The sequence below is a fragment of the Motilibacter peucedani genome, from assembly GCF_003634695.1.
GTDB lineage: Bacteria > Actinomycetota > Actinomycetes > Motilibacterales > Motilibacteraceae > Motilibacter > Motilibacter peucedani.
Map to the genome: position 1 here is coordinate 140,914 of NZ_RBWV01000013.1, position 11,817 is coordinate 152,730.

Here is an 11,817-nt window from a genome sequence, read left to right on the forward strand (position 1 = left end):
GGACGAGCCGACGCGGGGTGGAGCAGCTCGGTAGCTCGCTGGGCTCATAACCCAGAGGTCGCAGGTTCAAATCCTGCCCCCGCTACCACGACGAAGGCCCAGGTCAGACGACCTGGGCCTTCGTGCTGTCCAGAACCCCGTGCTGTCCAGAACCCCGTGCTGTCCAGGGCCCGTGCCGTCCGGGAGTGCGGCGGTGCCTGCTGGTCAGCTGCCCGTGGTCCGCGTGGCCGCGAGCGACCCGAGCAGCGCGAGCGAGCGCTCGCTCGCAGAGCCGGGCTCGGCGTGGAAGACCACCAGCAGCTGGCCGTCGGTGCCGCTGACCGCGAGCTTCTCGCGCCGCAGCTCGAGCAGGCCGACCTCGGGGTGCTGGATGCGGACCCCCGCGCCCGCAGGCTGCTTGACGTCGTGACGCGCCCACAACGTACGGAACTGCTCGCTCGCCAGCGACAGCTCGCCGACCAGCCGGGTCACGCGCGGGTCGTCCGGCGAGCCGATCGAGGCGCGGAAGCTCGCGACCATGCCGCCGGCGATGTGCTCCCAGTCGGGGTGCCGGGCGCGCTCGTCCTCGTCGAGGAACGCCGAGCGCAGGCGGTTCTCGCCGGGGCGCGCGGAGGGGTAGAGCTGGGACGCGAGCGGGTTGGCGGCGAGCACGTCGAAGATGCGGCTCTCCACGAAGGCGGGCAGGCCGATGACGTCGAGCAGCTGCAGGATGCCGGTGGGCACGACGTCGGGCGACCTGCGCGCCGCCCGGTCCGACTGGGCGCTCGAGAGGCTGCGGAGGTAGCGCGTCGCGGCGGCGTCGAGGCCGAGGACGCGGGCCAGCGCGTCGAGCACCTGCGGCGAGGGCCGCCGGTCGCGGCCCTGCTCGAGCCGGAGGTAGTAGTCGGCGCTGATGCCGGCGAGCGTCGCGACCTCCTCGCGCCGCAGGCCGGGGGTACGCCTGGTGCCCGTCACGCGGATGCCGACGTCCTCGGGTCGGACGAGCTCGCGGCGGGCCCGGAGGTACTCGCCCAGCGTGTTGGAGGAGGCCACCCGACCACTGTAGGCAGCCGCATCCTGGGGGTGGCAGTCCTAGGGACAGCGGACGACTGGCTGCCTGCCCGCTCAGCCGCGAAGGTTGCAGCATGACTACTTCCACGCTCCCTGGCGGGACCTACCGCCTGGCTGACGACCTCGAGCTGACGCGCATGGGCTACGGCGCGATGCAGCTGGCCGGGACCGGTGTCTTCGGCCCGCCGCGCGACCGCGACGCGGCCATCGCGGTGCTGCGCCGGGCCGTCGAGCTCGGCATCACCCACATCGACACGGCCGACTTCTACGGCCCGCACGTGACCAACGAGATCATCCGCGAGGCGCTCTCGCCCTACCCGGACGGCCTGCACATCGTGACCAAGGTCGGTGCGCGCCGCGACGAGCGCGGGGGCTGGCCGCACGCGCGTACGCCCGACGAGCTCCGCCAGGCCGTGCACGAGAACCTGCAGCGGCTCGGGCTCGAGGCGCTCGACGTGGTCAACCTGCGGATCGGTGGAGTCGAGGGTCCGGAGCCCGGCTCGCTCGCCGAGCAGTTCGGAGCGCTCGCGGAGCTGCAGCAGCAGGGGCTCATCCGGCACCTGGGCCTGAGCACCGTCAACGAGGATCAGCTCGCCGAGGCCCAGTCGATCGCGCCTGTGGTCTGCGTGCAGAACCTCTACAACGTGGCCCGCCGCTCGGACGACGCCATGGTCGAGGCGACGTCGGCGCAGGGCATCGCCTTCGTGCCCTACTTCCCGCTGGGCGGCTTCTCGCCGCTGCAGTCGGACGCGCTGTCGTCGGTGGCGACCCGGCTCGGGCAGACGCCCAACGCGGTCGCCCTCGCGTGGCTGCTGCAGCGCTCGCCCAACATCCTGCTCATCCCTGGCACGTCGTCCGTCGAGCACCTCGAGCAGAACGTCGCGGCGGCAGCGCTCGAGCTGCCTGCGGACGCTGTGGCCGAGCTCGACGCGATCGGCGCCTGACCGCCTGGGCTGCTCGAGCTGAGCGGTAGCAACGGCGGGCCGGCGGTAGGCGATCTGCTACCGCCGGCCCGTCGCGCCTACCGCCCACCGCGGGGGTACTCAGCGCGTCGGCCCACCGCCCGTGCCCAGGTGCACCTCGAGCTCGTCCGCGCTCGGCACGGGCGGCCGTGCGGCCACCGGCCGGTCGAGGTAGAACAGCGCCGTGCTGGCGATGTCGTCGCGCAGCGGCAGGTAGCGCCCGCCGGAGCGCCAGCCCAGCGCCTGGATGTCGACGCGCAGCCGGCTGGCGAAGTGCACCGGGTCGGGCACGTGCCAGCGGTACATGCCGAAGCGCTGCTGCGCGACGTAGAGCCCGTCGGGGCGGATGACCTGCGGCACGCCGAGGCAGGGCGTGGTGTAGGTGGTATAGCCATGGCCGGGGACCTCGAAGTTCCAGGCCCCGCCGAAGTAGTCCTCCGTGCCGGTGCCGCAGATCGTCGGATGGTCGACGTCGCCGTCGAGGTAGAACTTCACCTCGCCCTCGCCCCACCAGCCGTTGCTGTTGACGCCCCAAGCGAGGTAGGTGCCGACGTAGTGCCCGCGGCCCTCGACGCCCTCGACGAGGACGTGCGGCGTTCGGTCGGCGAGCGGGTTGCTGCGCCGCCACTGCGCGTGGAGGTACGCCTGCCCGTCGGGGTCCTCGCCGCCCACCTCGTAGGTCACCTGGAAGTAGACCGTGGCCGGCACCGGAGCGAGGTTCTCGAGCGTCAAGCGGGCGCCGTCGCGGAAGGGCATCGGCCAGTAGGAGTTGAAGCCGCCGTGCGGGTTCGCCACCACCGGCAGAGAGCTGACCTGGGCGAAGGTGCCCCACCCGTTGCAGAAGAAGTCGCCCAGCGGCACCTCCACCGCCGGCTCCGCGGCGCCGTCCCAGTAGGCGCGCAGCAGCAGGGAGCGCCAGTGGTCGGTGTGGGTGGTGACCCAGACGTGCGTGATGCGGGCGGCGCCCTCGATGCGCGCCAGCTCGTAGGTCTCGCCGGGACCGACCACCACGCTGGGCGAGACCTTCCATCCCGGGCCGAGCTCGCGGGCGGCGTGCGCACCGGTGCCGTGCACGGCGCGCGCGCCCCCGCCGACCGACCCGTCGGGGTTCTCCGGGCTGATCGAGCGGGTCTGGACGTCGCGCAGCGCCGCGACGCTCGACAGTGGGCGCAATGCGACCTCCCAGACACCGACCGGCTCCTCCGCCTGCGCCGATCGTGCCACGCTGGCGCCATGCCCGACGACTCCGACCTCCAGCGATTCGTCACCGCCCAGGACTCCCGCGGCACCTACCCCGCCGCCCTCGCCGAGCTGCGCCGCGGGCGCAAGGAGAGCCACTGGATGTGGTTCGTGTTCCCCCAGGTCGCGGGCCTCGGGCGCAGTGCGATGGCGCAGGCGTACGCGTTGGCAGGGACCGCGGAGGCCGCTGCGTACCTCGCGCACCCGGTGCTGGGACCGAGGCTGCGGGGGTGCGTCGGCGTCCTGCTGGAGCTCGCCGGCGACGACCCCGTCGCCGTCTTCGGCAGCGTCGACGCGCAGAAGCTGCGCTCGTCGATGACGCTGTTCGCGCTGGCCGCGCCGGAGGAGACGGTGTTCGACGCCGCGCTGGAGAAGTACTTCGGCGGGGAGCGCGACGAGGCGACTACCGCCCGGACCTGAGCTCGTCGTAGGCCGGGCGCAGCAGGTCGTGCAGGTTGCGGCCGCGCACGGTCACGTCGGGGCGGCCGAGCGGCTCCAGCGCGTCGGGGCCCACCGGGTGCGGCGGCTCGGGCTCGTCGGGCGCGAGCCAGAACTCGGCGAGGCACTCCTCGAGCGGGCGCTCGGCGCTCATGCCTCGAGCTCCGCCACGGAGTCGGCCGACAGCGCCACCAGCTCGGCCAGCGCGTCGGTCGAGAGGTCGGCCAGCCAGTCGTCGGCGCCGCCCTGCACCGAGTCGGCGAGCACGCGCTTGCGCTCGATCATCGTGTCGATGCGCTCCTCCACCGTGCCGATGCAGACGAAGCGGCGCACCTGCACGTCCTTGGCCTGCCCCAGGCGGTGGGCGCGGTCCGTGGCCTGGTCCTCGACCGCGGGGTTCCACCACCGGTCGATGTGCATGACGTGGTTCGCCGCGGTCAGGGTGATGCCCGTGCCGCCGGCCTTGAGCGACATGAGCAGCACGGGCGGGCCCTCGCCGGCCTGGAAGCGCTCGACCATGCGGTCGCGCTCGGCGCGCGGCGTGCCGCCGTGGAGCCAGCCGATCTCGCAGTCGAGCCGCCGGGCCAGGTGCGGCTGCAGCGCCGAGCCGAACGCGGCGTACTGCGTGAAGCACAGCGCCCGGTCGCCCTCGGCCAGCGCCTCCTCCAGCACCTCCTCGAGCCGGGCCAGCTTGCCCGAGCGCCCGGCCAGCGGCGTCGAGTCGCCCAGCGCCAGCGCGGGGGAGTTGCAGACCTGCTTGAGCCGGGTCAGCGCCGAGAGCACGACGCCGCGGCGCGAGTGGCCGCGGCGGGTGGCGAGCTTCTGGAGCATGTCGTCGACGGTGCCGCGGTAGATCGCCGCCTGCTCGGCGGTCAGGTTGCACCAGACGGTGATGTCCTGCTTCTCGGGCAGCTGGCGCGCGATGGCGGGGTCGCTCTTGAGCCTGCGCAGCACGAACGGAGCGGTCAGCGTACGCAGTGACGCCAGTGCGGCGGCGTTGGAGTCGCGCTCGACCGGCGCTGAGTAGAGCCGCTTGAAGGCGGTGGGCGTGCCGAACATGCCGGGGTTGGCCTGGTCGAGCATCGAGTGCAGGTCGGCCAGCCGGTTCTCCACCGGCGTGCCGGTGAGCACCAGGCGGTGGCGGGCCGTCAGCGACCGCACTGCCCGCGCCTGCAACGTGGCCGAGTTCTTGACGTTCTGCGCCTCGTCGAGCACCAGGCGATGCCACTCCACTCCACGAAACACCTCATGGTCGCGGTGGACGAGGCCGTAGGTCGTCACCACCACGTCGGCGTCGAACGTCGCGGAGCGGGTGGCGCCGTGGTGCACCTGCACCCGCAGGCCGGGCGCGAACCGTGCCGCCTCGCGCTGCCAGCTGCCCACCACCGACATCGGGCAGACCACCAGCGTGGGCCCGCCCTCGCCGCCCGCGTGCTCGACCGCTAGCAGTGCCAGCACCTGTGCCGTCTTGCCCAGGCCCATGTCGTCGGCCAGGACTGCGCCGAGGCCGAGCCGGGTCATCAGGTGCAACCAGTCGAGACCACGCTGCTGGTAGGGGCTGAGGGTGGCACCGAAGTCGGGCGGCACCGGGACGTCGGCGACGCGTACGGCTGCCGCGCCCGCCAGCACGTCGGCGAGCCAGCCCTCGGCGTCGATGCCGACGAAGCTGACTCCCGCCGGCGGGCGGGCGGCCATCCGCAGCACCTCGGCGACCGTGCCGCTGCCCGACGGGGCCTGGGACAGGAACTCCAGCGCCTGCGCGATGCCGGCGGGGTCGACCTCGAGCCACTGGCCGCGGACGCGCACGAGCCGGCGTCCGGCCGCGGCCAGCTCGCGCAGCTCGTCCTCGCGCAGGCGGACCGCACCGACCGCCGCCCGCCAGTCGAAGTCGACGACGACGTCGCGACGCAGCAGGCTCGGGACGTCGACGGCGCCCGGCTGGTGCGGTCGGGCCGAGAGCGCCACGCTCAGGCCGCCACCCGCACGCCACCACGAGGGCAGCAGCACGCCGACGCCGGCCGCGGTCAGCTCGGTCGCCGCGAGCAGCAGCCCCAGCGCTCCTTCGCGGTCGAGCCGCAGCGTGGAGACCGGTTCGCCGTGCAGCGCGAACCGCAGCGTCGGCCAGACCGCCGCCGCCCGTGTGATCAGCTCGCCTGCGACATCGGGGTCGTCGGCGGGCAGGAGCAGCGAGGGCTCGGAGCTGCGCTGCAGCAGCAGGTCGACCGACCAGTCGTCCTCGTCGTCGCCGAGCGGCTCGACCAGTCGCAGGCAGAGCCGCAGCTCGCCGGCGGGCGGTGGCAGCGAGCGGTGCCACGCGCGCAGCCGCGCCCCGAGCACGTGGAGGTCGTCGGGTGCGGCCTCGACCACAGCCGTACGCGTCGTGAGCGCTGCGACCCACGCCTCCGCGGCGGGCGTCGACACCGCCGAGCTGCGCCCGGGCCGCAGCAGCGGCGCCTGCTCGCGCAGCGCCAGCCGGGCCTCGGCGTCGACCAGTGCCTCGAGGGCGCCGCCGAGGACCTCGGTGCCGGGGCGGCCTTCGGCGCGCGCCACCGGGGGAGCGGTACGCAGCAGCCCGCGCGTCTCGGCCCACCGCGGACCGGTCGTGGCCGGCACCCACCGCGCACGCCCGTCGAGCAGCGCCGGCAGCATCGCGCCCTCGCGCACGATGCGCCAGGCCAGGTCGTGCACGCGGACCAGCCAGCGCAGCGACGCGCCCACCCAGAGGTCGACCTGCTCGCCGTCGACCTCGGCGCCCAGCGCGGGCGGCGCGCCCCACAGCTCGCCGAGCAGCTGGGCCGCGTCCTCGGGCGCGAAGACCAGCGAGGGCACCGCGAACAGGTCGAGGGAGAGCCCCTCGGCCGTGCCGACGTGCTGCGCCCACCCCGGCCCGAGCAGCTCCGGCGAGGGCAGCGGGGCGCCCGCACGGCCAGGCATCAGCAGGGTCGTGTCGGCCGGCGCCGCCCGCCGGGCCAGCCAGCCGAGGCCCGGACCCACGCCGGCGAGCAGCTCGGTCAGCGACTCGGGAGCCAGCCCGTGACGTCCCGGACCCTCGGCCCACAGCGCGAGCCGGTCGTCGCTGCGCCACACGCCGTGCACCGCGACCATGCGGGCCATTCTGCCGGGCGGGACCGACGGTGCAGGAGCTACTCCGGCAGGGCGGCGACCACGGCGAAGTCCTCGTCGCCCCGGCCGGCGGCCGACGCGGCCTCGAGCCGGCGCAGCACCGCCTCCAGCGCCGGGAGCGGCGCTCCGGTGCTGGCCTTCATCAGCCGGGCGTCCTTGGCCAGCAGGTCGGCGGAGAACTGGGTGTCGGTGAACTCCCCGGACGCGACCAGCGGGCCCTTGACCGCGGCGAGTCCCGCGATCATGGTCAGCCCGAGGACGTCGAGCACCTGCCCGGTCTGGAGCTCGTTGGAGCCGCCGAGACGCAGCGCCTCGACCACGCCCTCCATCGCGACGCCGAGCGCCAGGTTGGCGATGAGCTTGGCGGCGGACGCTTGCGCCGGGGTGGCGAACTCGCGCACCTTCTCCGGGTCGCCCCACGTGACGACCTGGCGCGCCGCGGCCACGGCGTCGGCCTCGCCGCCCAGGAAGACGCCGAGAGCGCGGCGGCGGGCGGGCTCGAGCGAGCCGACGACCGGCGAGTGCACGTAGCGGACGCCGTGCTCCCCGGCCCACTGCGCGAAGGCGGTGGCGTCGGCGGGCGACACGGTCGTGACGTCGACCCACAGCGCGCCAGCTCGGAGGGGCAGGTCGCCCTCGAGCACCGTCTCGCGCACGGCGTCGGGCCCGAACAGCACCGTCACGACGACGTCGGCGCCCTCGACCGTCGAGCGCAGCTCGTCGCGGGTGCCCTGCGACCGGGTCCAGGAGCGGACGCTGTGGCCGTCCTCCACGAGGTGGTCGCGCATGATGCGACCCATGCGGCCGAGGCCGACGAATGCGATGTCCATGAACAGATCTTGCACGGGCACGTATCCCCGGAGAGCATTGCCCCTGTCCGGTCGCCCCGAGAGAGACGTGCCATGAGACTTCGCGCCATCGCCCCCGCCCTCGCCGTCGCGGCCCTCGCCGCCGCGGTCCCTGCCACCGCCGACGCAGCCGTCTCCACGCAGGCGCGCATCGAGCTGCCCGCGGGCTTCCTGCCCGAGGGCATCACCACCGTCACCGGCGGCTCCGCCTTCTTCGCCGGGTCCATGGTCGACGGGCGGATCGTCACCGGTGACGTACGCACCGGTGCCCTGCGCACGCTCACCCCCGGCACGACCGGGCGGGCGCTGCGCGGCATGGCCTACGACCCGCGCACGCGGCTGCTGTGGGCGGTCGGGACGCAGGGCTCGCAGGGCATCGTGCTGGCCGTCGACTCGCGCTCCGGCGCCGTGCGCTGGTCGCACCTGATCGCCGGCGCCGCCTTCGTCAACGACCTCACGATCACCCCGGGCGCCGTCTGGGTCACCGACTCGGGGGTCGACCGGCTCACGCGGGTCGCCCTCCAGGGCGGCCTGCCGGTGGGCGAGCCGACCTTCCTGCCGCTGACCGGCGCCTGGCCCACGGCCGGCGACCTGCGCGCCAACGGCATCCGCTCTCTGGTCGACGGCTCGCTGCTGCTCGACCACTCGAGCGCGGGCGGGCTCTGGCGCGTCGACCCGGCGACCGGCGTGACGACGGCGGTACCGATCAAGGGCGGCTCGCTGACCGGCGGCGACGGGCTCGAGCTCGCCGGCAACACGGCCTTCGTCGTGCGCGGCAACGACAACTACAGCGTCAGCGTGCTGACCCTGGGCTACGGCGCCGGGCGCTCGGTCACGGCGACCTGGCGGCGCACCGTCACCGACCCCGGGCTCGACGTGCCGTCGACGACCTCGCGGGCCGGCAAGTACCTCTTCACCATCAACGCGCGGTTCGGCGTGGCCGACCCGACGTCGGCGTCCTACTGGATCACGCGCCTGCCCGCGACGACGTAGCGCAGGAGACGCACGTCCGCGCGGTCGGCCGGGCCTCGAGCCGGCCGGCCGCGACGGGCTGCCCGCAGACCTCGCACGTGCCGTAGGTGCCCGCCTCGACCCGCGCGAGCGCCGCGTCCAGCTCGAGCAGGCGGGCGCGCGACTGCTCGAGCAGCGCGCTGAGCTGGGCGCGCTCGAAGCCGATCGTCGCGCCCTCGGGGTCGTGCTCGTCGTCGGCGTTGCTGTCGGCCGAGGCGGCCACGATGCCGGTGAACTCGCGCTCGAGCGCGCCGATGCGGGCCAGCGTCCCGGCCCGCTCGGCGTCGAGGAGCTCCTCGGGGCTCAGAGCGGTGTGACGTCGACCGCGTGGGGCCCGCGGTCGGTCGGGGTCGTGCCGAACGCGACGCGCTGGCCCTCCTCGAGCGTGCGGAAGCCGCCCTTCTCCGCGATGGCGGAGAAGTGCACGAACACGTCGGCGCTGCCGTCGTCGGGCGTGATGAACCCGAAGCCCTTGTCGGCGCTGAACCACTGCACCGTGCCGTTGCCGCCCGAGCCGCCGCCGGCGGGCCGGCGCGCGGGCGCGTCGCGCCGCTCGTAGGAGTCGCGGCGCGGTGCGGCGTCGCGCCGCTCGTAGGAGTCGCGGCGGGGAGCGGCATCGCGCCGCGGCGGGGCGTCGCGCTTGGGCCCGCGGGCAGGAGCGGCGACCGCGCCGACCACGCGTACCTTCTCGGCCTGCAGGCCGCGCTGGCCGGCGCCGACCGCGAACTCGACCTTCTGGCCCTCGTCGAGGGTGCGGAAGCCGGTGCCGCCGCTGATGGCGGAGAAGTGGACGAAGACGTCGTCGGGCGTGATGAACCCGAAGCCCTTCTCCTGGTCGAACCAGTGCACGGTGCCGGTGAACGTGAGCACGTCGCCCGCGGCGGGGTCGGCGACCGGGCGGACCTTCTCGGCCTGCGGGCCGCGCGGGCCCTCGGCCACCTCGAACTCGACCTTCTGGCCCTCGTCGAGGAAGTGCACGCCGACCAGCGAGGACAGGTGGACGAAGACGTCCTCGCCGCCGTCGTCGGGCGAGAGGAAGCCGAAGCCCTTGTCGGGGTCGAACCACAGCACCGTGCCGAGCGAGAGCCCGCTCGCCGGCTCGTGGACGGCCGGCGGCGCGTCCTGCGGCTCGCGCTCGGCCGCGACCAGGCGCACGTCCTCGGCCTGGGGGCCGCGCTCGCCGTCGACGCGCTCGAACTCGACGCGCTGGCCCTCCTCGAGGGTGCGGAAGCCGCCGTCGGCCACGATCGCGCGGAAGTGCACGAACACGTCCGCCTCGCCGTCGTCGGGCTCGAGGAACCCGAACCCCTTGTCTGCGTTGAACCAGCGCACTGTGCCCTGCATCGACAAACACTCCCTCAGCTGCCGGAGACCACGCGGCCCCGGTAGCGCAAGGATCGCGCACCGGGGCCGGTTGCCGGAAATCGTCCGGCTCGGACGGGGTCAGGCCGGGATGAGCCCGGTGTCGTCACGCACCTCGGCGCCGAGGGAGATCAGACGGGGGGTCGCCTCGCGGCCGTGGTGCCCGCAGAAGACGAGCTCGCCGCCCTCGCTCATCCGCGCCCGCACGAAGGCCTGGGCCCCGCAGCGGTCGCACCGGTCGGCGACGGCGAGGGGCGCGAGGACGGAGTCCGAGGTGTGGGAAGGCGTGATGTCGGGCCGGGTGTCGGAGATCGCGTTCGACATGAGCTTTCCCTTCGCTGGACCGACGTCGCGGTCGATGTCGGGAGGACGTCGGCTGTGACGCTAGTCGGTGTACCGGGTCAACGCCCTCACGTCACCCTGTTGTTCCTCGTCCGTGTCGCGCCAACCGCGGTGTGTCGCAGGTCATGCCCGATCGTTCGCTGGAGCACGACCTCAGCGCTGGACGAGCAGCACCGGCTCGCCCGTCACGCGCACCGCCGCCCCGGGGGCGACCTCCTCCCGCGAGCCGTCGAGGCGGCGCAGCTCGGTCGTGCGCGCCGGTGCGGTCACCGGCGCCCCTCCGGACTGCACCCAGACGACCTGGGCGCTCGCCCCGGCCGTCGAGGTCGTCGTAGCCGAGCTCGAGGCGCCACGTGCCGGAGCCGTCGGGGCCGTAGGGGCCCGGCCGCGCTCCTGCGACCCACCGCGCGGCCTGCGCCCAGGCGGTGCCGGCGCCCGACAGCGTCCGCCCGTCGTCGCCGGTGAGCCAGAGCCCGACCGCCTTGTTGGTGAAGCCGTACCAGTAGACCCGCGGCACCTGCGCGGCCACGAGCGCGAGGTAGGTGCGGGCGACGAGCCCCGGACCGTCGGCGGTCGGGACCAGCCAGGGGTGCGGGTCGGTCGGGCTCGTGTGCCCCCAGCCGGTCTCGGTGTCCCAGAGCGGCAGGTGGGCGCCTCCGGCGACGGCGCGGGCGCGTACGTCTGCGGCCACGTCCGCCAGCTGCTCGGGCGCCCAGCCCTCGCGCGGGTACGCGTGGAACCCGACGACGTCGGCACCGCTCGCCCCGCCGGCGGCGAGGAACGCGTCGAACCACTCGGGGCCGCCCGGCGACGTCCAGGCGACGCCCGGGGTGACGACCCGCGCCCGCGGGTCGACCTCGTGCACGACGGCAGCCGCCGCCGAGCTGAGCGCTGCGAGCGTCTGCGGGCTGCCGGTGTAGAAGGAGCGCAGGTTCGGCTCGTTCCAGGTCTCGTAGGCCTCGATGCGGCCGCGGTAGCGCGTCACCACGGCGCGGACGTAGTCGGTCCAGTCGGAGGCCCCTGCCGGCTCCGCCGGCGTGGTCGTGCCGCCGTAGGGCGAGGGGTCGCCCGGGCGAGCCGACGCCCACTGCGGCGACTGGCCGAGGGTGAGCAGCACCGGGGCACCGTGCGCGGTCGCCGCGTCGACGTAGGCGTCGAGCCGGCTCCAGTCCCACGTGCCGCGCGCCGGCTCGAGGTCGGGCCACGCGGTGCCGGAGTCCCACAGCCGCAGGGCGCCGACGGGCACGGACGGCCAGGCGGCGGGGTCGACCTGGTTCATGCCGAACGCCGTGCGGGGCACCGGCGCGCTGACCGGCAGCTCGAGCGCCGCAGGCTGCGGCGCACCGGTCGGCGGGGCCAGCGCGAGGACCGCGAGCAGCGTCGCGAGGCCCAGCAGCAGGCGTACGTGGCTGGCCCGGCGCATCCCCCGCAGCCTATGCGGC

12 protein-coding genes and 1 tRNA gene are annotated in these 11,817 nt (G+C 74.7%); 4 read left to right on the forward strand and 9 right to left on the reverse strand.

All coding sequences use genetic code 11. The features are described from left to right. Positions 1–11 precede the first annotated feature (11 nt). Positions 12–88: transfer RNA gene (locus CLV35_RS13760), tRNA-Met, on the forward strand. A gap of 116 nt (positions 89–204) precedes the next feature. Here the strand turns inward: CLV35_RS13760 and CLV35_RS13765 are convergent. Continuing rightward, on the reverse strand, positions 205–1,032 hold the full coding sequence (locus CLV35_RS13765) for a helix-turn-helix transcriptional regulator (RefSeq protein WP_121194068.1): 828 nt from the start codon (positions 1,030–1,032) through the stop codon (positions 205–207). Positions 1,033–1,124: 92 nt separating this feature from the next. On the opposite strand from CLV35_RS13765, the gene CLV35_RS13770 reads away from it, so the two are divergent. Further along, positions 1,125–1,994: an oxidoreductase gene (locus CLV35_RS13770; RefSeq protein ID WP_121194069.1), complete on the forward strand. Its 870-nt coding sequence runs from the start codon at positions 1,125–1,127 to the stop codon at positions 1,992–1,994. Positions 1,995–2,093: 99 nt separating this feature from the next. Here the strand turns inward: CLV35_RS13770 and CLV35_RS13775 are convergent, their stop codons facing one another. Then, the gene (locus CLV35_RS13775) at positions 2,094–3,236 is read right to left on the reverse strand and encodes a glycoside hydrolase family 172 protein (protein WP_231121808.1); all 1,143 of its coding nucleotides are present in this window, start codon (positions 3,234–3,236) and stop codon (positions 2,094–2,096) included. 9 nt (positions 3,237–3,245) lie between these two features. Between CLV35_RS13775 and CLV35_RS13780 the strand changes: the two genes are divergently transcribed. Continuing rightward, positions 3,246–3,671 carry a DUF1810 domain-containing protein gene (locus tag CLV35_RS13780; protein ID WP_121194071.1) on the forward strand — a complete coding sequence of 142 codons (426 nt, stop codon included), beginning with the start codon at positions 3,246–3,248 and terminating at the stop codon, positions 3,669–3,671. On the opposite strand, the gene CLV35_RS13785 is transcribed toward CLV35_RS13780, so the two are convergent. From CLV35_RS13785 to CLV35_RS13795, 3 genes are read right to left on the reverse strand one after another with little or no spacing between them, the layout of a single operon-like run. After that, positions 3,655–3,843 (reverse strand): hypothetical protein, encoded by a 189-nt coding sequence (locus tag CLV35_RS13785; protein WP_121194072.1) that lies wholly within the window; start codon positions 3,841–3,843, stop codon positions 3,655–3,657. The genes CLV35_RS13780 and CLV35_RS13785 overlap by 17 nt on opposite strands. Next, entirely contained in the window at positions 3,840–6,794 is a 2,955-nt protein-coding gene (locus tag CLV35_RS13790) for a DEAD/DEAH box helicase (protein WP_121194332.1), read from the reverse strand. Before CLV35_RS13790 ends, CLV35_RS13785 begins: the two co-directional genes overlap by 4 nt. A gap of 38 nt (positions 6,795–6,832) precedes the next feature. Then, positions 6,833–7,642, reverse strand: coding sequence for an NAD(P)-dependent oxidoreductase (locus CLV35_RS13795; protein ID WP_121194073.1), 810 nt, complete (start codon positions 7,640–7,642; stop codon positions 6,833–6,835). Between the two features lie 72 nt (positions 7,643–7,714). Here CLV35_RS13795 and CLV35_RS13800 point away from each other — a divergent pair, with 72 nt between their 5' ends. Beyond that, on the forward strand, positions 7,715–8,653 hold the full coding sequence (locus CLV35_RS13800; protein WP_121194074.1) for an NHL repeat-containing protein: 939 nt from the start codon (positions 7,715–7,717) through the stop codon (positions 8,651–8,653). Here the strand turns inward: CLV35_RS13800 and CLV35_RS13805 are convergent. From CLV35_RS13805 to CLV35_RS13820, 4 genes are all read right to left on the reverse strand, one after another. Continuing rightward, entirely contained in the window at positions 8,628–8,978 is a 351-nt protein-coding gene (locus CLV35_RS13805; RefSeq protein ID WP_183062008.1) for a TraR/DksA family transcriptional regulator, read from the reverse strand. The genes CLV35_RS13800 and CLV35_RS13805 overlap by 26 nt on opposite strands. Continuing rightward, a complete protein-coding gene (locus CLV35_RS21010) occupies positions 8,975–10,015 on the reverse strand; it encodes a cold-shock protein (RefSeq protein ID WP_147431968.1) in 1,041 nt (346 codons plus the stop codon). The genes CLV35_RS13805 and CLV35_RS21010 overlap by 4 nt, the downstream gene beginning before the upstream one ends. A 99-nt stretch (positions 10,016–10,114) precedes the next feature. Beyond that, positions 10,115–10,357, reverse strand: coding sequence for a DUF7455 domain-containing protein (locus tag CLV35_RS13815; protein ID WP_231121810.1), 243 nt, complete (start codon positions 10,355–10,357; stop codon positions 10,115–10,117). Between the two features lie 91 nt (positions 10,358–10,448). Beyond that, complete coding sequence (locus tag CLV35_RS13820) at positions 10,449–11,798, reverse strand: glycosyl hydrolase (RefSeq protein WP_121194076.1); 1,350 nt, start codon at positions 11,796–11,798, stop codon at positions 10,449–10,451. Between the last annotated feature and the right edge of the window lie 19 nt (positions 11,799–11,817).